General features: G+C 52.9%; 17 protein-coding genes. 12 read left to right on the top strand and 5 right to left on the bottom strand.

The window, feature by feature from the left end; all coding sequences use genetic code 11:
* The first annotated feature begins 130 nt into the window (after window positions 1–130).
* The 7 genes from EPD59_RS16195 to EPD59_RS16225 all read left to right on the top strand — a co-directional run bounded on the left by EPD59_RS16195 (window position 131) and on the right by EPD59_RS16225 (window position 9248).
* Window positions 131–1147, top strand: coding sequence for an ABC transporter transmembrane domain-containing protein (locus EPD59_RS16195; RefSeq protein ID WP_133273694.1), 1017 nt, complete (start codon window positions 131–133; stop codon window positions 1145–1147).
* On the top strand, window positions 1140–2528 hold the full coding sequence (locus EPD59_RS16200) for an HlyD family secretion protein (protein WP_133273695.1): 1389 nt from the start codon (window positions 1140–1142) through the stop codon (window positions 2526–2528). The genes EPD59_RS16195 and EPD59_RS16200 overlap by 8 nt, the downstream gene beginning before the upstream one ends.
* Before the next feature lie 85 nt (window positions 2529–2613).
* Complete coding sequence (locus tag EPD59_RS16205; RefSeq protein ID WP_133273696.1) at window positions 2614–4059, top strand: TolC family protein; 1446 nt, start codon at window positions 2614–2616, stop codon at window positions 4057–4059.
* 134 nt (window positions 4060–4193) lie between these two features.
* Window positions 4194–5687 (top strand): sodium:solute symporter, encoded by a 1494-nt coding sequence (locus EPD59_RS16210; RefSeq protein ID WP_133273697.1) that lies wholly within the window; start codon window positions 4194–4196, stop codon window positions 5685–5687.
* 102 nt (window positions 5688–5789) lie between these two features.
* The gene (locus EPD59_RS16215) at window positions 5790–6266 is read left to right on the top strand and encodes an energy transducer TonB (RefSeq protein WP_133273698.1); all 477 of its coding nucleotides are present in this window, start codon (window positions 5790–5792) and stop codon (window positions 6264–6266) included.
* 117 nt (window positions 6267–6383) lie between these two features.
* Window positions 6384–8219: an ABC transporter ATP-binding protein gene (locus EPD59_RS16220; protein ID WP_165963633.1), complete on the top strand. Its 1836-nt coding sequence runs from the start codon at window positions 6384–6386 to the stop codon at window positions 8217–8219.
* 147 nt (window positions 8220–8366) lie between these two features.
* A complete protein-coding gene (locus tag EPD59_RS16225; protein ID WP_133273699.1) occupies window positions 8367–9248 on the top strand; it encodes a DUF2911 domain-containing protein in 882 nt (293 codons plus the stop codon).
* 88 nt (window positions 9249–9336) lie between these two features.
* On the opposite strand, the gene EPD59_RS16230 is transcribed toward EPD59_RS16225, so the two are convergent.
* Both EPD59_RS16230 and EPD59_RS23800 read right to left on the bottom strand, forming a co-directional pair.
* Window positions 9337–10575 carry a sodium:solute symporter family transporter gene (locus tag EPD59_RS16230; protein WP_317128385.1) on the bottom strand — a complete coding sequence of 413 codons (1239 nt, stop codon included), beginning with the start codon at window positions 10573–10575 and terminating at the stop codon, window positions 9337–9339.
* Entirely contained in the window at window positions 10554–11024 is a 471-nt protein-coding gene (locus EPD59_RS23800) for a sodium:solute symporter family transporter (protein WP_317128386.1), read from the bottom strand. Before EPD59_RS23800 ends, EPD59_RS16230 begins: the two co-directional genes overlap by 22 nt.
* Window positions 11025–11059: 35 nt before the next feature.
* Between EPD59_RS23800 and EPD59_RS21675 the strand changes: the two genes are divergently transcribed.
* Complete coding sequence (locus tag EPD59_RS21675; protein ID WP_165963634.1) at window positions 11060–11221, top strand: hypothetical protein; 162 nt, start codon at window positions 11060–11062, stop codon at window positions 11219–11221.
* A gap of 55 nt (window positions 11222–11276) precedes the next feature.
* Here the strand turns inward: EPD59_RS21675 and EPD59_RS16235 are convergent, their stop codons facing one another.
* Together EPD59_RS16235 and EPD59_RS16240 are read right to left on the bottom strand one after the other, a co-directional pair.
* A complete protein-coding gene (locus EPD59_RS16235) occupies window positions 11277–13448 on the bottom strand; it encodes an LmbE family protein (protein WP_133273700.1) in 2172 nt (723 codons plus the stop codon).
* A 5-nt stretch (window positions 13449–13453) separates the two neighbouring features.
* Complete coding sequence (locus tag EPD59_RS16240) at window positions 13454–13873, bottom strand: PIG-L family deacetylase (RefSeq protein WP_133273701.1); 420 nt, start codon at window positions 13871–13873, stop codon at window positions 13454–13456.
* Window positions 13874–14094: 221 nt separating this feature from the next.
* Between EPD59_RS16240 and EPD59_RS16245 the strand changes: the two genes are divergently transcribed.
* From EPD59_RS16245 to EPD59_RS16260, 4 genes are all read left to right on the top strand, one after another.
* Window positions 14095–16566, top strand: a complete 2472-nt coding sequence (locus EPD59_RS16245; protein WP_133273702.1) for a T9SS type A sorting domain-containing protein — start codon at window positions 14095–14097, stop codon at window positions 16564–16566.
* A gap of 184 nt (window positions 16567–16750) precedes the next feature.
* A complete protein-coding gene (locus tag EPD59_RS16250; protein WP_240731453.1) occupies window positions 16751–17503 on the top strand; it encodes an MOSC domain-containing protein in 753 nt (250 codons plus the stop codon).
* A 222-nt stretch (window positions 17504–17725) separates the two neighbouring features.
* Entirely contained in the window at window positions 17726–19921 is a 2196-nt protein-coding gene (locus EPD59_RS16255) for a T9SS type A sorting domain-containing protein (RefSeq protein ID WP_133273703.1), read from the top strand.
* A 172-nt stretch (window positions 19922–20093) separates the two neighbouring features.
* Window positions 20094–20762 (top strand): DUF2461 domain-containing protein, encoded by a 669-nt coding sequence (locus EPD59_RS16260; protein WP_165963635.1) that lies wholly within the window; start codon window positions 20094–20096, stop codon window positions 20760–20762.
* A gap of 96 nt (window positions 20763–20858) precedes the next feature.
* On the opposite strand, the gene EPD59_RS16265 is transcribed toward EPD59_RS16260, so the two are convergent.
* Window positions 20859–21482, bottom strand: coding sequence for a deoxynucleoside kinase (locus tag EPD59_RS16265; RefSeq protein ID WP_133273705.1), 624 nt, complete (start codon window positions 21480–21482; stop codon window positions 20859–20861).
* Between the last annotated feature and the right edge of the window lie 102 nt (window positions 21483–21584).

The raw sequence follows: 21584 nt of genomic DNA on the forward strand, positions 1-21584 counted from the left end.
ACGCGCACCAGCTACGGCCTAGTGAGTTGAGTGCGTCAGTAGGGCACGACCCACTATATCGTGGCCAGAATGCGGTTTATCGTGGATTGCATTCATCTCACCGGCCCGATCTTTTTCACTCTTCCAGTACATGGCGTCACGTTCCCCCAGCTTAGCCCCTCCCCCTACTCCTTGGCAGCGCCTGACCGGTATGCTGGATTCCGAACGTAAGACTATTCGCTTTATTCTTATTTATGCCATTATCACTGGCCTGATTAGCCTTACGCTGCCGCTCGGAACCCAGGCCGTTTTCAACCTTGTGTCGACGGGCGCCATCTTTGGCTCCACGTACATTCTGATTGGCGTGGTTGTGCTAGGCTTACTGCTGGGCGGTATCCTGTTAATTGGCCAGATGACAATGGTGGAAGCCATTGAGCAGCGCTTATTTGCTAAAGCAGCCCTGGAGTTTGCGTATCGCCTGCCGCGTATTCAGCCCGAGTCCTTGAATGGTCAAAACCCACCAGAACTTGTCAATCGCTTTTTTGACATTCTGACGGTTCAAAAAGGACTAAGTAAGCTGCTGATTGACTTAATGTTTGGCGCCTTTCAGATAGTCTTCGGGCTGCTCGTTTTGTCTTTTTACCACCCCATCTTTATTGCTTTTGGGCTGTTCACCATCCTGATGCTGGTGCTGATTTACGTTATGCACTACCGGCGGGCACTACGCACGAGCATTCAGGAATCGGCTCATAAGTATGAAGTGGTCGATTGGCTGGAACAGGTAGCTAGCCGGCTGCCGGAGTTTCGCCATAATAAGGAGCAGCAACGAGCGGCCATCATGCGCACCGACGAGCTGACTGCCGAGTATCTGCGCTCCCGCAACGGCCATTTCAAGGTGCTGAAATACTATTTCGGCTACGCGATTTTCCTGCGCACTATCCTCATAGGAGGGTTGCTCATCGCCGGCACGCTGTTCGTGGTGTCGCGGCAAATGAGTCTGGGGCAGTTTGTAGCCGCTGAGGTCATCATTGTGCAAGTCAGCAATGCTATCGAGAAGCTGGTCACCAGTATCGGTACCATCTTCGACATGCTGACTGGTGTGGAAAAGCTTGCGGGCGTAACAGATTTACCCTTACTCGACAACGCTACGACGGAAACGCATGCTTAATGTATCCAAACAGAACATATCCCGGAAGGCGTGGGAAGAGTTTTCCCTTACTACTCGTCAGGAGCTGCTCGACCCTAAAAGCGGGCGCCGCTTGGGCCACGTCCTACTCGTGATCGGTATTGCTTTTATAATTGTCCTGTTTCTGCCCTGGCGCCAGACCATTCAGGGTACCGGCCGCCTCACCGCCCTCACACCCCAAGACCGCCCCCAAACGGTACAGAATGCCATTGCGGGCCGCATTGAGCGCTGGGCCGTGCGCGAAGGAGAGCTTGTAAACAAGGGGGATACGTTGTTGACAATCTCCGAAATTCAGGACGAATATTTCGATCCTAACCTACCGGAGCGCCTACGCGAGCAGCTGGCTGCCAAGCGCGGTAACGTGGCCGCTAGTGCCGCCCAGATTGCTGCCTCTAACCAGCAAATCGAAGCTCTCCAAACCGGCCTGACCGTGCAGCTAGCCGCTGCTGGAAACCGGGTGCAGCAGGCCCGGAACACCGTTACCATCGACAGCGCCGATTTGGTGGCTGTCACCAACTTCTACCAGATTGCCCAAAATCGGCTGGCACGTTACGAAGAAGGGTTTAAGAATGGCCTATTTTCTCTCACTGATATTGAAACGCGGCGCTTAAAGCTTCAGGAGGATTTGGCCAAAGTGGTAGCCCAGCGCAACAAGCTGCTGAATACCCGCCAATCGTTCAGCAATGCGCGCATTGAGCTGGCGGAAATTCGAGCGAAGTACCAGGAAACATTAGCCAAGACGCAGTCCGACCGCAGCTCGGCCGTGTCTAGCCGGGCTAGCTCGGAGGGCGAAGTAGCGGCCTTGCGCAACCGCATCAGCAACGTGGAAGTGCGACGCGGGCTCTACATCGTGCGTGCTCCCCAAACCGGCTATGTTGTGCGTACGCTCAAAGCTGGCATCGGCGAAACCATCAAGCAGGGAGAATCTATTGCTACTCTCCAACCTGAAGCCCCTGTGCTAGCGGCTGAGTTGTACGTGCGGGCCATGGATGTACCGCTCATTCAGCGGGGCCGGCAAACCAGGATACAGTTCGACGGTTGGCCCGCTATTCAATTTTCGGGCTGGCCCTCCGTGGCAGTTGGCACGTTTGGGGGCGAAGTGGCAGTGATCGACGTAGTCAGCAACACCGATGGCCGTTACCGGCTACTCATTCGCCCCTCCCGAACGCGCCAAAAAGACCACGCTTGGCCCCAGCAGCTGCGAATTGGGTCAGGCGTATACGGTTGGGTAATTCTGGATTCGGTGCCGGTGTGGTACGAAATCTGGCGGCAGCTCAATGGGTTCCCTCCCAGCCTGCAAGCTGAGCCTAAAAACATTACACCTACTCAGGGACCACCCGACGAAATGGTAAGTTCGTCATGAGGTCTTCTACCTATTCGAACCGAGTAATTGGCTTGCTGGGGGCTTTTTCCAGTTCCTGATTTTGCTCATCATAGCGTGGTCCGCTATGGTTGTGCAAGCTGTGGCTCAGCAGTTGCCGGCCTCACAGCCACTCCCAAGCCAAAGCGCACTACTAGCTGAGCCGCAACTCGTTGATACGGCCCGAGTATTTTCGCTACAGGACCTTGCCGAAATAGTATTTGCGCATCATCCCATTGTAAAACAGGCGGCGCTGCTGAGCGCTAAGGCGCAGGCAGAAGTACTGGAAGCTCGCGGCGGCTTTGATCCGCAGCTGGGCGCAGGCTTCAACCGTAAAGTATTTGGCGGCACCAACTATTATAATAAATGGGCTAACGAGCTCACAGTGCCACTGTGGCCCGGCGGCATCGACCTGACAGCCGGCTACGACCGGTACGTAGGCACGTACGTCAACCCCGAAACGAAGACTCCGGTGGCGGGGCTGGCGGGAGTTGGTTTGTCGGTACCATTAGGACAAGGCTTATTGATTGATGCCCGACGCAGCACTTTGCGGCAGGCACGCATCTTGGTGACGGCCGCCGAGGCCGATCGCGTAAAGAAAATCAACGAAGTGTGGCTCCAAGTGGCCAAAGATTACTGGAGCTGGTATTACGCTTATCAGCAGGCGGCGCTCATTCAAGAAGGCCTGGATTTGGCTGAAACTCGCTTCCTGGCCATTAGCCGCAAAGTAGACCTGGGCGACGAGGCTCCTATTGATTCCGTGGAGGCCCGCATTATTGCTCAAGACCGGCTTGTAGAGGCCGAACGGTTGCAGCTGGAACTGCAAAACGCCCGTCTTGTGCTCTCCAACCATCTCTGGAACCAGAATGCGCAGCCCGTGGAGCTTCCCGACCGCGCTGTGCCCCAGCCCGCTCGCCGAGACGGGGTAAGCGCTCAGGAGTTTAGCCGGCTCACCGATCAGGCGGCAAAGCAGCATCCAACGCTGATCCGTTTGGGGGCCGAAATCCGGCAGCTGGGTATAGAGGAACGCTACCGGCGCGAGTTGCTGAAACCCCGCATCAATGTGAGCGGCACGCTGCTAAGCCAAGGCGACTTTTACCGCACAGAATTGTCCCCCACGTACGATTTTGGCCGCAATAATTATAAGCTGGGAGTAGACTTCGCGTTTCCGCTGTTCCTGCGGCAGCAGCGCGGCCAGCTTCAGCAGGTGCGCTTTCAGGTACAGGAGACGGTGCTGGAACAGCAGCAAAGCCAGCGCACTATTCTCAACCAACTTACGGCTGCCTACAACACGCTTAGGGCCTACGAACGTCAGCTCACGGTTCAGGCGCTCACTATCGCCAATCAGCGCACCCTGCTACAGGCTGAGCTGGAAAAGTACGACCTGGGCGAAAGCACTATCTTCCTCATCAACAGCCGGGAAACGAAGCTAATTGACCTGCGCATCAAGCAGGAAAGTATGCGGGCTAACTACGAAAAATCGTTGGCCGAGCTATATTATTATGCCGGCACCCGCCTGACAGGCCTGGAGTAAGCTGATTATAGTTGTCGGTTGTTGGCCGTTAGATAGTAGCTTTGGTTTTCCGTAGCGTCTAGCTACCGGCCCACCTGCTGGTTTCTACCAAACCGAAACCGGCACCTGACCACCACTAACCGGCAACTCAATTTATGTCGCCCACCCTTATTCTGAGCCTGATTGCGGGCTACTTTGTCATTCTTATCGTCATTGCGCTGCTTACTTCGCGCAAAGCTACCAGTGAGAGTTTCTTCGTTGCCAACCGAAATGCCCCCTGGTACATGGTGGCCTTCGCCATGATTGGCACCTCGCTATCGGGCGTCACGTTTATTTCGGTGCCGGGCATGGTGCAGTCCCAATCGTGGAGCTATATGGCGGTAGTCATGGGGTATCTGGTTGGCTACCTAGTCATCGGTTTGGTACTTATGCCGTTGTATTACCGCTTGCGGCTGATGTCAATTTATGGGTATCTGGAGCAGCGCTTTGGGTTTTGGAGCTACAAGACCGGGGCGCTTTTCTTTTTGATTTCGCGGGCGGCGGGCTCGGCCTTGCGCTTATACTTGGTGGCGGGTGTGCTCCAGCTAGCCGTGTTCGATGATATGGGCGTGCCGTTTGTGGTCACGGTGATTGTCAGCATAATGCTTATTTACCTCTACACCTTCCGTGGGGGGCTAAAAACCATTCTCTGGACCGACACTTTCCAGACCCTGGCCATGCTCACCTGCGTGGGCGTGAGCATTTACTTGGTGTCGTCGGAGTTGAATCTGGGCTTCGCTGACTTGGTGCGCACCGTGAAAGAGAGCGACATGTCACAGATCTACTTCTCCGATGTCAAAGACGACAAGTTTTTCTGGAAGCAATTCGCCTCTGGTGCATTCATCACCATCGTAATGACTGGCCTCGACCAGGATCTAATGCAGAAAAACCTGAGTTGCCGCAGCCTCGGCGACGCTCAGAAGAATATGTTCTGGTTTACGCTCGTGCTGGTTTTCGTCAATATTCTGTTCCTCACGCTGGGCGTGTTGCTCTATAAGTTTGCCGCCGTAAAGGGCATTCAATTGCCTACCAACGCCGCAGGCAAAATCATCGGCGATGACGTATTCCCGCTGCTGGCCACTGAGCACTTTACCTTGTTTGCGGGCATCATCTTCATTCTGGGTATTGTAGCCGTCACCTACGCCTCCGCCGACTCGGCCCTCACGGCGCTTACTACCTCGTTTTGCGTCGATTTCCTCTCCATTCGCCAGTACCCCGAGGCTAAGCAGACGCAGTTGCGTCAATTCACCCACCTGGGTTTCTCAGTGGTGCTCATTGTTATCATCCTGATTTTCCGGGCCATCAACGACCAGAGCCTTATCACGGCGGTATTTAAGCTGGCGGGCTACACATATGGGCCGCTGCTGGGCTTGTTTTCCTTTGGCATCCTAACCACTCGGATGCTGCGCGAGCCGCTTGTGCTGCCAGTATGCATCGCGGCGCCGCTTCTCACCTTACTCATCAATGCCAACTCAGAGGCGTGGCTAGGGGGCTATAAGTTCGGATTTGAAATCCTGCTGCTCAACGGATTAATTACGTTCCTGGGATTATTGGCTATTTCGCGGTCGGCAGTACCAGAAGCAGTGCCGGAGTTGAACCCTGCGCGCTAATAGTTGTTGGAAAAAGGATAGCCCGCTAACTGGTTCGTACCTTTGCCGTACGCACCTAGTTGGGGCAATTTGCCCCCCAGTCTGGTTTATCCCTTTCGCCACGTGAAAACATTTCTTCTTCTGTTGCTGCTTGTAAGTTTGCCGGCTGTTGTATGGGCGCAGCAGACTACCAAAGCTCCCGTCGTGTTAAAGCCTGGCCAAATGCAGGCGCAGGCCAAACCTGCCGCCAATCGGCCCGATGTACCCCCGCAGTTTCCGGGTGGCGCACAGGCAATGAATGATTTTTTTCAGAAGCAGGTAAAGTATCCGGCCGTCGCGCGCGACAAGTCTATTACGGGCAACGTGGTCACGACTTTTACTGTGGAGGCAGATGGGCGCTTCAGCAACCCCGCGGTTATTACCGGCCTGTCACCGGAGTGCGACGCCGAAGCGCTGCGCGTGCTTTCGCAGATGCCGGCGTGGAAGCCAGCAACCCGCAAAGGGCAGCCAGTAGCCGTGCAAGTACGCTTGCCTGTGCCATTCAGCAATTCATCGATTATTGAAGTGGAGAAGCCGAAAGGCAAAATGAAATACCAATAAGTAACGAAGATCAAGACATGAGTATAGGCAGATAAGAAGCAAGCATTGGTTGTACGGCACTGCCATCATTGGCCTGCACCTTAGCCTCGCTTCTTCTACTTACTTCTAATATAAAGAATGGCCAGAAGTGGAATGAACACCAGCGGCACGACCCTTGATCCGGACGTGCCTAAGAAGAAATTAACCAAGGAAAGCTTCAAACAAGGTTTGCGGATTTTCCGCTATGTACTGCCCTACCGCACCAAATTCATCGTGGGGATGGTGCTACTGGCTTTGTCCAGCGCCACGGTGATGGCCTTTCCCTGGGTTATTGGCAAACTAACCGACGCGGCCAATGGGCGGCCGTTTGTGATGCCGAATGGCGGCGCGCTTACCATTGATACTATCGCGGTGGGCCTGTTTGTGATCATTCTGTTCCAGGGCATCTTCTCCTTTGGGCGGATTTGGTTTTTCACGCAGGTAAGTGAGTTTACGGTGCGTGACATTCGGCAGGCCCTGTACCGGAAGTTCGTAACGCTGCCCATTCCCTACTTCGAGAAAAACCGCGTCGGCGCCATCACCTCACGCATCACTTCCGATGTGGGCCAGATTCAGGACACCTTCTCACTTACGCTAGCCGAGCTTTTTCGCCAAATCACGACGCTGGTGGTGGGTACCGTTTTTATCATGATGGTATCGGTGAAACTGTCGCTGTTTATGCTGGCGACGTTTCCGCCTATCGTGCTGTTGGCCATGTTCTTCGGGCGAAAAATCCGGGTACTAGCCAAGGCGACGCAGGATGAGCTGGCCAAAACCAACGTTATCGTTGAAGAAACCCTGCAGGGAATCAATACGGTGAAGGCGTTTACCAACGAGCAGTTTGAAACCAACCGCTATACCGCTTCGCTTACCAATACCGTAAGAGCTGCCTTGCGTAGCAACCGCTACCGTGGTGGCTTTGTGTCGTTTGTGATTGTTGGGCTGTTCGGGGGCATTATTCTGGTGCTATGGCGGGCGGCCACGCTGGTTGCAGCCGGGCAGATGACTATTGGTGATCTAACGTCATTTGCGCTTTACACCATCTTCATTGGCGCCTCGGTAGGTGGTCTGGGTGAGCTTTACGGCAAAGTTCAAACGACGCTGGGTGCTTCGGAGCGTATCCTCGAAATCCTCGACGAGCCGTCGGAGCCGACGCATCGCCCCCGCATGGCGGGTATTGCCCCCTTGCAAGTGCGCGGCGACATCGATTATCAAAACGTGGCATTCAGCTACCCTACCCGCCCTGATCTGCCGGTGCTCAAGGATATCAGCTTTGATATTCAGGCCGGCGAGAAGATTGCTTTGGTAGGCCCTAGCGGCGCGGGCAAAAGCACCATTGTGCAGTTGCTCATGCAGTTTTATGAGTTGAGCGCGGGCAAAATCCTTATCGATGGCCGTGATGTGCGCCTGTTCGACCTCACGGAGTTGCGCAGCCACATTGGTATTGTCCCCCAGGAAACTTTACTTTTCGGCGGCTCTATTCGGGAGAACATCGCCTATGGCAAAACCGACGCTACCGACGCCGAAATCACGGAAGCAGCGCGCAAGGCGAACGCTTGGCAGTTTATTTCCTCCTTCCCCGAAGGCCTAGATACGGTGGTGGGCGAACGGGGTATCAAACTCTCGGGCGGCCAGCGCCAGCGCGTCGCTATTGCCCGCGCCATCCTGAAAAACCCCGCCATCCTCATCCTCGACGAAGCTACTTCTTCCCTCGATTCGGAGTCGGAAAAACTGGTGCAGGATGCGATGGATGAGTTGATGAAAAACCGCACCAGCATTATCATCGCTCACCGCCTCAGCACCATCCGCAAAGTGGACAAGATTCTGGTTATCGATGGCGGCCGCATTGTGGAGCAAGGCCGGCACGAGGAGCTCTCAAACAGCGAGAATGGGCTGTACGCAAACCTGTTGAAGCTACAGTTCGAGCTGTCGTAGACTTATTGAAACACATGGAAGGCGGTCATGTTGCATCGTGCGCAGCATGACCGCCTTTTTCAGTTTAGACTTAATATGTTTGCTGTTCGTGCCTATCGTGCAGTTTGCCTACTTTTACTGCGTTCAAACACCCATCAATTACCTCCAATGACTAATTTTTTCAAAACTACAAGCGCCGCTCTAGCTTTAAGCGCTCTGTTGCTAGTCGGCAGTGCCGAAGCCCAAATCAACACGCCCCAGCCAAGCCCGCTCAGCACCGTTACGCAGCGCGTGGGCCTGACGGACATTACGATTACCTATTCGCGCCCCAGCGCGAAAGGCCGCACCGTAGCCGGCAACCTTATTCCGATGGGAAAGCGCTGGCGCACGGGTGCCAATGCCACCACCAAAATCAAGTTTTCGGACGAGGTAATTCTGGAAGGCAAGAAGGTGCCAGCGGGCGAATATGGCTTGTACACCATTCCCAACAAGGATAAGTGGACGGTAGTATTGAGCAAGAACACCAAGCAAGGCGCCAACGTTGACGGCTTCAAGGACGAGGAAAACGTAGCTTCCATCTCGGCTAAGACGTACAACCTAGCTAACAAGGTGGAAACCTTTACGATGAACTTCAGCGACCTTACCCCTGCTACTGCCAATGTGGACATGCAGTGGGAAAATATCGGCGCTAAGTTTCGCATCACGACAGAAGTTGACGCCAAGGTGATGGCTCAGATCAACGAGAAAGTAGTCAACGGGGCTGCCACTGCTACTCCTGCCGATTACGCCGCTGCTGCCGTGTACTACCTCGACAACGACAAGGATATGAAGCAGGCGTTGGCCTGGATGCAGAAAGCCAACGAGAAAGATCCTAAGTTCTGGAACGTACACACAGAGGCCAAAATCCGCATGAAAATGAAGGATTACAAAGGCGCTACCACTGCCGCTGAGCAGTCGAAGAAACTAGCTACCGAAGCCAAGAACGACGACTACGTGAAGATGAACGACGAGCTGATCACTAGCGCCAAGAAAGGCGGCGCTACGAAGTAGTTTCGCCTTTTTAATCCAAAAAGCCCCCAGCCTAGGCTGGGGGGCTTTTTTATTACTAGGATGGCTGTTACACTCGGGGTAGCTACTGCTACCTACCTACCTGAGGGCCTCTGGGCAGCACTTGCTGGCCTATAGTTGCCAACAACATTACCAGGGCGCACCCAATGATATTGTACCACAGATAGGCAATGGTTGTGGTCTGAAAGAGCAAGAATGTTACTGCTTGTGTAACTACAGCGGCCCAGAAAACGGCGTTTCCCCCAATTTTCTTCATGAAAAAGGCCACCACGAAAATACCCAGAATAGTGCCGTAAAACAGGGAGCCCAAGATGTTAACCGCCTGAATCAAGTTTTCCAAGCGGGCGGCATACAGAGCGAAGGCAATGCCCAGCACACCCCACGTAATAGTGGCCCAACGCGAAACGCCTACGTAGTGCCGCTCATCGGAGCGAGGGCGGGCAGGCTTATACAAGTCGATGACGGTGGTGGAGGCCAGAGCATTGAGGCCAGCGGCGGCACTGCTCATGGCCGCACTCAGCACCACCGCAATCAGCAAGCCTACTAAGCCGCGAGGCATATACTGAAGCACGAAGGTGAGAAAAACGTAATCGGTGTCTTTGGCTTCTACTAAAGGAGCGGCCTTCTTGAAAAATTTCTTTGTCTCGGCGCGCAACTCCTGAATGGCTTTTTGAGCGGTTTCTAACTGGGTTTGGGCCGCAGCCAATTGGCCTGCATTATCCTGTTGCAGTGCCGCCACTACTTGCTCAGTGGCGGCGCGCTTTCCTTCGAAAAGCGACGCGTGGCGCTGCTCCAACGCCTGGAGTTGAGGGGCAAATTCAGCTTGCCTAGCTATTTGCTCGCGAACGGGTCGGTTAAAGGTGAGAGGCGGCTGATTGAACTGATAAAACACGAACAACAGCACACCAATCAGCAGAATCCCGAACTGCATCGGCACTTTCACCAGGCCATTCATCAGCAATCCTAAGCGGCTTTCAGTTATGCTGCGGCCGGCCAAGTAGCGCTGCACTTGGCTCTGATCAGTGCCGAAGTACGACAAAGCCAGAAAAAGCCCCCCAGTCATGCCCGTCCAGAAATTATAGCGGTCGGTGAGGTCAAACGTGAAATCGATGAGGTTGAGCTTACCTTGGTTTCCCGCTACCTGCATGGCTTCACTAAAACCCACATTGGGGGGCAAATAATGCACAAGCAGATAGCCCGCTACCACCATACCCGTGAAAATAACGGCTACCTGACCTTGCTGCGTAACAGCCACCGCACGAGTGCCGCCCGCTACGGTGTAGCTGATCATGAGCCCCCAATCAGCCAAACGGTGAGGTTGATATTCCAGCCCAGAATAGCCGATAGCACAAGCGCCGGCGCGTACAGCGACAAACCGTTGCTCAGGCCGCGCTGCACCAGAAACAAGCCAGCCGCCAGCGTCCGGGTGCGCCGGTCGAAGCGCGTTTCGAGGTATTCGTAGGCCGTAAAAACCCGCAGGCGGTGATAAATAGGCACGGCCACGGCCGCAATGAGCACCATGGCCACCGGCAACCCAAAGTAGAACTGAATGAAGCGCATCCCGTCATCGTACGCCTGCCCCGGCGTACTGAGAAAGGTGATGGCGCTGGCTTGGGTAGCAATAATGCTGAGCCCTATCCCCCACCAGTTGGCCTGGCGCCCACCTAATAAGTAGCCGTCGAGGGTGCGGCCGGCAGTACGCGTGCGCCACGTACCATAGCCTACAATAAACAGCAGCGTGCCCCGAGTACCAGCCAATCGAGTGCACTCACGCGAACCAGTAAGTTAAAAGTGTGAACCCGACCAGCTCAACCACCAAGGCGCTTATAACCAACGTGTACCAGCCGCGCCATGTGGCAAAAAGCGGCGGTTTGTTTGTATCGATGAGCAGTGGGGCGGACGATTCAGGGGTGGGGGGCATTTTTACTGGTGAAACGATGGGCGGGGAACAGTAAGGAGCGAGCGGGCGGCGGAAGGTTGCTTTCGGGTAAAGAGCATGGTTGGAGCCGCTTACTTACCCAACGAAATCATATTCGTGAGCAAGCGGTAAGCACCGGGTACGCCGGCTGGCAATTCTCTGAAAAACGACAATCCCGTATAGATATAGTGGCCTTTGCCATAGTCAGCAACCAGAATAGCACCGTCCTTGGGCGACTCGCCGGGGTCGTTGCTGCTGATAACAGGTTGATACTTCGCGTCCCACTGGCTCGGGTAATACAAGCCCTGCTCCTGCACCCAACCTTGAAAGTCGCGGCTGGTAATCTTGTTTGGCGTGTTGAGTAGCGGATGCTGAGGCTTCAGGAAGCGTACTTCCGCATTTTCAACTGTTACGCGGTCGCTGGACAACTTGAATGGATACGGCCCAATTTCGGGTAATACGGTACCCCGATTCACGGTGTATTGCACAATGAGGTTGCCGCCGTTCTGCACGTATTCCAAGAGCACAGTTTGCAAAAACCGCAGTCGATCCACCGTATTATAGGCACGCACGCCCAACAGTACGGCATCAAAGCGGCGCAGATTTTCGGCCGTCAGGTCCGTTTCTTTAAGCATCGTAACCTGATACCCAATCTGACGCAACGCATCTGGCACCTCGTCGCCGGCGCCCATTAGGTAGCCAATCTCGTTGCCTTTACGCTTCAGGTCGAGCTTAATAAGTGGCGCCGCAGCCTCCGGGAAAAGGGTTTGGGTAGGAATATGCGTATACACAATCGGCTGATAACCGCGAGCGTAGGCCTGCCCATCCACAGTAGCTACGGCCCGAAGCTGGCCCGCACTTTCGGTAGTGCCAGTCGGCCGCACCCGAAACTCCAGTGTTTGCTCTTGCTCCTTGTTTTGCAGGGTAAACGGTAATGAAGCAGGCTCAGACACCCAACCGGGGGGCAAATTCAGAGCGACAGTGCCGCGCACTCCTGCCCGCCCGGCTTTCACCGTAACAGGCACCAGCTTCGACTGATTTTCAGCAAAGACATACGCTTTGCCGCCAATGTTTACTGCCACGGGCGGCACTACCTTCAGCGGCCGATACAGCTCGCCTTCCACCGGATCGGTGCGCTTGTACTGCACAGGCACGCTATAGAAAATGGGCGTGCCGGCAACGTTCAGCAAGCAACCAACATAGGCACTGGCCGGATTTTCGGGTGTACCAATAAGGTTTTGCCGATTGATCAGCAGGGCAGCAGGTTCTTTTTGCCCCCCAACCGGGACTAAGCGCTGACCAGTTACGGGCCCGAGCAAGGCGGAGGAACCGCTTTCGGCTACCAGCAGCTTTTCCGGCACCGCATACATTCCCACCGTACCCGGCAAGCGCAACCAATAGGGCTGCGATGCCTCTACCCGCGAGCTAACCTGGAAGCGCAGCCGCACCCGGTTTAGTTCGTTCATCGTCAGAGGCTTATTCAACGTAGTATCGCGCTGATACGCTATCAACCCAGTTCCAACCCATGTAACGGGTACAGCAGAGCGATTTATAGCTTCTACCGTCACAGCAACGGGCTGGCCTGGCGCGGTGGTAGCCTCAGCAGCCGTAGCCTCCAGGTACACTCCCAGACAAGCTTTTATCAGTTGCTCTACCTGCTCCTGCTTTTCCTTTTTCCAAAATCCATCATCTGGCGCCTTTAGTAACGCTTCACGCACTTTCAACAAGCTGGCTACGCTGGCGGCCGGATTAGCAGGATCAAATTCCTTTATAGTCTGGCTTACCAGCTTGCCCACTGGCGCACCACCTTTTATGCGGTTCCAACTCAGATCAACGCCTTCCAGAAAATCTTTCTGGGCCTTCTCCCCTTTCAACGGTTCCAGGTATTCAATAGCCTCTCCGCGCGTGGCGGCCGAGCCAAAGCCCTGGCTTTTGTGCTGAGAGCGGCTGGTAGCCGCAATTTCGCCATAGCTTTTGCCTAGCAGCGCATTGTAGCTGCCCGCATCCACGACAATCTTACCGGTAGCATCGAATTTTTGGCCCTGTTGCAGAAAGAAGGAAGACGTATTCCAGAATAGCCGTTTCGGTTGCCAGGCCTGCACATACTGCAACTGCTCCGGAAAGCGCTTGGGGTCGCCAGCCGCATCGAAGGCATCAAGAGCGAGTTGGGCGCTGGCGGTATGGTGACCATGCGTGCCGCTGGGCTGGGGCGAAAAGCGTGTAATTAGTACATCCGGGCGGCGCTGCCGAATAACCCAGACCATATCGGCTAGCACTTGTTCCCGGTCCCAAATGGTAAATGTTTCCTCGGGGTTTTGGAGAAGCCAAAATCGTTGGCACGGGTAAAAAACTGTCGGCCTCCATCGGTGCGGCGGGCCGCCAGCAACTCCTGCGTCCGAATGACACCTAGCCCCTCCCGAATCTCCGGCCCTACTAAATTTTGCCCCCCATCGCCGCGCGTACAACTCAGGTAACCCGTTTCGAGCAATCGTCCATTGGCGAGGTAAGCAATCAGCCGGGTATTCTCATCGTCGGGGTGAGCAGCAACGTAGAGCGCCGAGCCTAGCACGTTCAATTTGCGCAAGCCCAAAGCAATGTCGGCAGCTGAGTATGATTTAGGAGTTTGTGCTGAAGCCAGTAGCGGCAAGAAAAGCAGAAGCAGCGCAGCGCGCGAAAAAATGACAGTCATTTGGTGGCAGTTAGCAGCAGGAAGCCAAAGGTAGTTGATAAAAGAAGGCAGGAGAAATACACTATTCGGACTACCTACAATCCTCTCGTTAAGATTATATAATATCTTATAAATAGCACTTTACTTACATTTACTAATTTTAAAGACAATAATTATACAAAATAATATAACTTCTTACCTACATTTGCCCGTATCAGGACTTTAAAAACAATTCTGCCTATATGAAATCTTTACATATTGCACTAACGGCTTTGGGGGCCGTTTTTCTCTCGCTCGGCGCGCCGCAGGGAGCCCATGCGCAGTTCCGCACCCCTACTGTTGACGGGATTTCAAGTCTTGCCGAATATGGCAATGAGTACAGAAGTCCAAATAATAGTGATCCTGATCTGCTCTGGCGAGTCACTTGGGATGACACTAACTTATACGTAGCCATTGAAGACGCTAATCTTCAGGAGGGTGCTGCTGTGTATATTGACATCGACCCCCAACTAGTAGTGAACGCACCAGGCGGGAATCAGCAAAAAGGATTCAATAACTACCTGAATACCAACGGCAACTTACCTATACAGGCCGACGTCGTTATCTATGCGGAGAAATTTTACCGCGAATACCGTTTATATAATAAAGAGACTAATAACTGGGAGGGCAAGCAAGAGTGGGCACTAACAGGAACCGAAAATATCGGCCAGTATGCTGATAATGCCACCGGTGAAGAAACCGAGGAGGATCCTACGGATGATGATAAATGGAGTAAGAACAATCCTGACAGAAATTTTCCTGGTACAGTAAAAGAATTTTCTCTTCCTTGGTCAAGAATCGGTGTCCTTACTGATCCTTCTAACCCCAGCAGCCCACGTAAGCGCCCGGAGAACTTCAATTGGTTCGGCCAAGTGCATTATGCCTACGACCCCATTGGCCCAGGCGTACCAAACCCCAATGCAGGCGGTATCTATGGCCAAGTGCCAGTAGAAAACGAAAGAGGTGACCGCGCTAATGGTGCTCTGTATCGTGACTTTAACTGGTCGTATTACTTCACTGTTCTCAATACATCGGCTGGTTCGGACAACAGTGCTTTTGGTCCCCGCCTAGGTCCAAATAACAGTTTTCTGTCCAGCTATTCGCACACTGGTGGTAGTATAGCCAACTTCGGCAGCATTCGAGCTTATGATTTCACGCTCAATACATCAGGAGTCACTATTACCCGCACGGACGCCGTTGTTACCCCTCCTAATACCGTAGAGTGGAATATCTTGGGCAATTTGGTGGTAGGTGCTGGTAGCACTCTGAATTTTAATCCTTCAACTGCTCCCCTCAATCTATCCGGCGATCTGATAATTGATCCATCAGGGTCATTTACTTTTCAGAACGCTACTGCTGGCCGTTTCCGGGCGGGTGGCGATATAATCTTTACAAACCCCACTTCGTTCCAGACTAACGCAGAAGTAATCTTGACGGGTACCACTAATCAAACTATCACAGGCGGTACTTACCGGGCGCTGGTTGTTGAGGGCTCTGGTGTTAAGACTTTAACTAGTAACACTACCATCACATCCTCTTTAGCTGTTAATGCCGGGACGCTTGCTACGGTTGCTAATACTGTAACCCTAGGTAATGGAGCTACTTTCTCGGAAAATGGCGGCTATTTGTTAGGTAGAATATCTGCCTCAACGCCTACGTCCGGATCTCCCTTAGCAGCCCAGGGAGGTACATATGCTTTCGGAGGTATCGGTTTGTCACTTACAATACGCGGTAATGACCCTCTACTTAGTGCAAATGTCCTGCGTATAACTGGTGGTCGAGGACTTCTTGCGGCAGGCACGCCGAGCAACGCTCTTCAGACTATTTCTCGGCGCTTCTTAGTTAATGCAATTCCTGCGTCGGGCAATACCAATACGAACAGACCTCTAGATGTTGCGCTAGCGTTCAACTATCGTATTGAAAACCCAAATGAATTAAATGGCAATAATGAGGCATCATTATCCCTTTATTCAACTAACTCAACTGATCCAACTGTAGGGCCTTATACTTTAGTTAACACCATTGGCAACAACCCTCCTCCTTCACGCAACTTAACAACCCACACGCTGACCTTTCAAGGCCCGTTGCGGTTAGATAATACTTATTTCTCCTTAGCTGATGGCACTGCTCCCCTACCAGTCGAGCTAATCAGCTTTACAGGCAAAGCCGAAAACAACGTTGTCCGTCTAACTTGGGCTACGGCTTCGGAGAGGCAGAACAAAGGTTTCGAAATCGAGCGTCGCACTGACCAGAGTGAGTGGCAGACCTTAGGATTTGTGGCCGGCAATGGCACGACCAACCAGCGAAACAACTATACTTATGTCGACCGCTTAGCGGTAGCTGGCGTGAATAACTATTACCGCTTGCGCCAGATTGACTTAGACGGTAAGTCGGTTTATACGCAGCCCGTAACGGTGCAGCTTCGCGGTGCAGGTCCAGTAGCTTTCTCCGTAAGCCCCGTGCCTACTACCGATGTTTTAACCCTCAATGGGTTGGGAGCCGGTAAACATGTGGCGGAGATCTACAATGCCCGCGGCCAGCGGGTGTTGAGTCAAGAATTTAAGGATTCGGCTCCTGCTACGCTCTCCGTGCGGACGCTGCCCGTGGGTGTGTATATGGTGCGCGTGCTCGGCCCCAACCGCAGCACCCACACTGCCCGCTTCATCAAGCAATAAGTACCTCTTTTCTCCTTCCCATAGCTTCGGCGCAGTGGCTTCCACTGTGCCGAAGCTTTTTTTATGGAACCTTTATCTTGAATGAACGGCGCATTTGTCGGACTTCTTACCTTCGCCGCATGGCTACTACTCTGCATCTCCAAGACCTCTATATTTATCCAATTAAGTCGCTGGGGGCATTCGTGTGCAGGAAGCCACTGTTGAAGCCCGCGGCTTGCGCTACGACCGTCGCTGGCTGATCGTAAATGAGCGCAACCAGTTTATGACGCAGCGCCAGACCGCCGAAATGGCCTTACTGCAAGTAGCACCGGCGCATAATGGCTTTCTTGTTACTCATCGCACCCGCCCTGATTTATTGCCCTTATTTGTACCCTTTGACGCTACGCCTGAGCGCAGCTTATTCGTGACCATTTGGGATGACTTTGTATTTGCGTGGCGCGGAGAGGTTGCCGCCGATCAGTGGCTTTCGGAAGCGCTTGGGTGCACCTGTCGGTTGGTGCACATGTCGGATATGGCCATGCGCCCCGTCGATCCAACCTTAAATTCAGCCGACGCAGTGGTGAGTTTTGCTGATGCTTACCCATTCTTACTTATCGGGCAAGGTTCGCTGGACGAGTTGAATAGTCGTCTAGCTGATCCGGTACCGATGAATCAATTTCGGCCTAATCTTGTATTTAGCGGCGGCTCGGCCCATGCTGAAGACACATGGCATGAGTTCCAAATAGGCGAACTACGCTTCAAAGCCGTCGAAGCCTGCGGCCGTTGCGTAGTTACAACAATTGACCAGATAAGTGGGCGCAAAAACCCTGAAACATTGCGCACGCTGGCCTCTTACCGCACCCTGGGGGGCAAAGTTATGTTTGGTCAAAACGTAACAGGACCGGGCTATGGCCAACTGCATATTGGTGACGCCCTGACAGTAGTCAGCTACAAATAGACAATCGATTTCTTACCTGTCTTCAGCCTTAGTCTAACTTCGGATCAAGGACAAGAATCTGCGCACAAAAAATTATTAAGCCCCACCTTATAAGAAACATATAGGGGCGTAAATAATTTGCACTTATAGATGAATGTTTGTTATATCTAATTTGGCAAGCACAACATTATCTGGTTTACAATCTATATTGCATGGGTTATAACCTTAATAAATATCGCCTATATGAAATTTTTACCTGCTGTAATGACAGCCCTCGGGGCAGCTTGTCTTACGCTAAGCCTAACTCAAACCGCTCAGGCTCAATTCAGAACACCTACTGTTGATGGAGTTATCAGCGGGGGTGAATACGATAACCAATATCGTAGCCCAAGCGGCCCTGCTGCTGATCAGGATCCTAATCTGACTTGGCGAATAACGTGGAACAATTCGGATCTTTTTATTGCCATTTCGGATGCCCGACTTGCTGAAGGAGCAGTTGTATACCTAGACCTTGATCCGCAAACCATCGTAAATGCTCCCGGTAGTGGCACATCTCAGGGCCTGCCGCAGAGCTATGAGGGATCAACGGGTACACTTCCTTTTCAAGCAGATGCCATTCTGTTTATCAGAAGTGATTACCGCGAAGTTCGGACCTTTAACAGAGAAACAAATCAGTGGCGGGATGCGGTAATATATCCTGGGCAATATGCACAGGTGGGCACCGATGCCCGCGACCAACCACGGGTACGGGAATTTTCTATTCCCTGGGCTACTATAAATGGTGCAGCTGGCCGACCTGCCAACTTCAACTGGCTGGGTTATATAGCCTTTCCGGGAGGTGGTGCTTATGGTCAGGTACCCATAGCCAATCCAAAAGGTATTATCGGTACGAGCGCCAATTTCGTTCGCTACTTCACTGTACTGAATACCGCAGTTGGAAGTGCTTCGAATGCATTTGGACCAAATGGTTTAGACAGCTATTCACATTCTGGCCCAAATGAAAATACTTTCGGGGCCATCAACGTCTATGACTTCACTTTAAACACAGCCGGTGGGTTTATCACCCGGGCTGGTGATGGTTCTGCGTGGAATATTCAAGGAAATTTGCGTGTCGGAAACGGTACTCTCAACCTTGGTAATTCAGTTGCCGCTGTTCAGGTAGCGGGCGACTTGACTTTCACTGATCCTGCGGCGTTTACTTCTGGCAATGCGCCTATTATTCTTAACGGCAACGGCAACCAAACGATCAGTGGAGATACCTACAGCTCCCTAACTATTCAAGGAACTGGCGTCAAAACTATCACGAGTGATCTGACCATTACCCAATCGCTCATAATAAACAATGGCACCTTAGCAACTGGCCCTAATACGGTGATTCTAGGGTCGACAGGACGGCTAAGCGAATCGGCAACTGGTTATTTATTAGGAAGAGTTTCTGCCTTAACGCCTACTCCTTTAGCCAGTGAGGGTGCATCCTCTGATTTTGGTGGTATTGGCTTACGACTAACCCAGCGCCAGCCCCAGGGCCAGGGGCAGAGCGCCTTTCTAAATACTGTAAGCGCGGTACGTATAACAGGCTTCCCAGGTACTCTACAAGGAGGATCTGATCTTAAAAGAACGATAAGCCGCCGCTACAGTATCAATGCTAATCTTAACAACAACCCTGGTAACCGGTCCTACGAAGTAGCCATGGACTTTGCCTATCGTAGAAGCCCAATTGATGAGTTAGGTGGCAACGATCCATCTTTATTGGAGTTGTACCAATCTGAAAGTGCCTCTAACTTTAATGGTACCTACAGTAAAGTCAATGGTGTAGCATACAACCGCAATACGACTAATGTAGTGGGGGCCACTGGCTCGCTTCGGCTTGATGGCGCCTTTTTCTCGCTTGCCGATGGAGCAACGCCTTTACCAGTTGAGCTAATCAGCTTCGCGGGCAAAGCCGAAAACAATGCGGTGCGCCTGACCTGGGCCACAGCTTCCGAGAAGCAGAATAAAGGTTTTGATATAGAACACCGCTCGGATCAAAGCGAGTGGAGTAAAATTGGTTTCGTGGCGGGTAACGGCACGACCAACCAGCGTAACAACTATAGCTATATTGATCGCGCAGCCAGTGCCGGCAATAATTACTACCGCCTGCGTCAAGTTGATCTGGATGGCAAATCAGTATACTCGCAGCCTGTAACGGTGCAGGTAGGTGCAATTGCCTTTTCGCTCAGCCCAGTACCGACGACGGATGTGCTAACGCTACATGGCTTGTCGGCAGGCCGGCACGTAGCGGAGATTTATAATGCCCGTGGCCAGCGGGTGCTGAGCCAGCCGTTGCAGGATGCGGCCGCGGCCACGCTCTCCGTGCGGACGCTGCCCGTGGGCGTGTATATGGTGCGCGTGCTCGGCCCCAACCGCAGCACCCACACTGCCCGCTTCATCAAGCAATAAATCTCTTTTAGTTTTTTGCCGCATCGGCGTTCTGGGCTATCCAGAACGCCGATGCTGTTTTTATGGAACCTTACAAGTTGACAGACTATTGTTTGCTCGACAGTAATTTACAAAGACACTAATACATCTGGCAGATACCCTTACCAACCGGATGTTCATCGAAAGTAGCCTCATGAATCTTGCACCCGTTCTGAGTTTTTTGCGCGAATTGGCCGATAACAATAACAAACCTTGGATGGACGCCCACCGGGGGGAGTACCAGCGAGCGCGGGCCGAGTTTACTGCCTTAGTTCACACGACGCTACAGGGCTTGCAGCAGTTTGAACCAGAGGTAGCAGGCCTTACTGCCGCCGCCAGTCAGTACCGCATCAACAAAAACGACCGGTTTCAGCAAAGCGACGAGCCCTACAAGAAACACATGGGCGCAGGCTTTGCCCGCGATGGGCGGCACTCGCCCTGGGCAGGCTATTTTTTGGCCGTTGGTCCTAATGGAGCCAGTTGGGTAGGAGCTGGTAAGTGGCGGCCTGAAACGCCAGCCGTAGCGCGTATCCGGCAGGAAATTCACTACAACGCGCCTGCATTTCATGCGCTGCGCCAAGAGGCAGAAATGATGCGCTATTACCCTGATGGCTTAGAAGGTGACCGGCTCCAGCGTCCGCCCAAAGGTTATGATAAGAACGACCCGGATCTGGAGTGGCTGAAGCTCAAAGATTTCTTTGTATCGCGCTCCTTTACGGATGCGCAGGTGCTTAAGCCCAACTTCGCGCAGGAAGTGGTAGCGTCACTGAAGGCTGCCCAGCCTCTAGTTCGCTTTCTGAATCAGGCGCTTACGGAGGGCTAGTTGCGCACTCGACTCCTTAAGGCTGTTGCTTGTTCGCTGACACAAAAAAGCCCCCCAGAATACTTCTGGGGGGCTTTTTTGTATAGGTGCTTATCCCTAGAACAAACCAAACAAGGTACTGTTGATGCGCTCGATAATGACGCCTAAGTCCTCCGGGTTATTGACGTAATCGAGGTTGTTTACGTCAATAATGAGCAGCTTGCCTTCTTTGTAGCTCCCAATCCACTGCTCGTAATGCTCGTTGAGGTGCTTGAGATACTCAATTTTGATGTTGTTTTCGTAATCGCGGTTGCGGCGCTCAATCTGCTGAATGAGTTTCGGCAAATCGGCGCGCAGGTAGAGCAATAAGTCCGGCGGATCGACCATGCTGATCATGGAATCGAAGAGGCTGCGATAATTGTCGTAGTCGCGCTCGGCCATCAGGCCCGACTGGTGCAGGTTGGTGGCGAAAATATGCGCATCCTCGTAGATCGTGCGGTCCTGAATAACACCTTTATTCGCCGTCTGAATTTGCTTAATGCGCTGGGTCTGGCGGAAGCGGCTGTTGAGAAAATACACCTGCAAATGAAACGCCCAGCGGGGCATATCATCGTAGAAATCCTTCAGATAAGGATTATGATCAACGTCTTCGAGAAATACTTCCCAATTGAAGTGATGCGCTAGCTTATTGGCCAGTGTGGTTTTGCCGGCTCCAATGTTTCCGACGATGGCGATGTGCATGAGCGAGGGGGACAGCTAAAATGTGAGGCGCAAAAGTAGCGCATCCACACCGAAGCCCACCTACTATCTCCCACGAACCGCCTCAACTCGCTCAAATAGCGG

The sequence above is a fragment of the Hymenobacter radiodurans genome (assembly GCF_004355185.1).
In the GTDB taxonomy this organism is placed as follows: Bacteria; Bacteroidota; Bacteroidia; order Cytophagales; family Hymenobacteraceae; genus Hymenobacter; species Hymenobacter radiodurans.

Excerpts from the sequence above, each read along its gene's own strand:
- EPD59_RS16220 (WP_165963633.1), top strand. The coding sequence starts at position 6,384 with ATGGCCAGAAGTGGAATGAACACCAGCGGCACGACCCTTGATCCGGAC.
- EPD59_RS16210 (WP_133273697.1), top strand. The coding sequence starts at position 4,194 with ATGTCGCCCACCCTTATTCTGAGCCTGATTGCGGGCTACTTTGTCATT.
- EPD59_RS16260 (WP_165963635.1), top strand. The coding sequence starts at position 20,094 with ATGAATCTTGCACCCGTTCTGAGTTTTTTGCGCGAATTGGCCGATAAC.
- EPD59_RS16245 (WP_133273702.1), top strand. The coding sequence starts at position 14,095 with ATGAAATCTTTACATATTGCACTAACGGCTTTGGGGGCCGTTTTTCTC.
- EPD59_RS16200 (WP_133273695.1), top strand. The coding sequence starts at position 1,140 with ATGCTTAATGTATCCAAACAGAACATATCCCGGAAGGCGTGGGAAGAG.
- EPD59_RS16195 (WP_133273694.1), top strand. The coding sequence starts at position 131 with ATGGCGTCACGTTCCCCCAGCTTAGCCCCTCCCCCTACTCCTTGGCAG.
- EPD59_RS16225 (WP_133273699.1), top strand. The coding sequence starts at position 8,367 with ATGACTAATTTTTTCAAAACTACAAGCGCCGCTCTAGCTTTAAGCGCT.
- EPD59_RS16240 (WP_133273701.1), bottom strand. The coding sequence starts at position 13,873 with ATGACTGTCATTTTTTCGCGCGCTGCGCTGCTTCTGCTTTTCTTGCCG.
- EPD59_RS16255 (WP_133273703.1), top strand. The coding sequence starts at position 17,726 with ATGAAATTTTTACCTGCTGTAATGACAGCCCTCGGGGCAGCTTGTCTT.
- EPD59_RS16265 (WP_133273705.1), bottom strand. The coding sequence starts at position 21,482 with ATGCACATCGCCATCGTCGGAAACATTGGAGCCGGCAAAACCACACTG.
- EPD59_RS16205 (WP_133273696.1), top strand. The coding sequence starts at position 2,614 with ATGGTTGTGCAAGCTGTGGCTCAGCAGTTGCCGGCCTCACAGCCACTC.
- EPD59_RS16235 (WP_133273700.1), bottom strand. The coding sequence starts at position 13,448 with ATGGTCTGGGTTATTCGGCAGCGCCGCCCGGATGTACTAATTACACGC.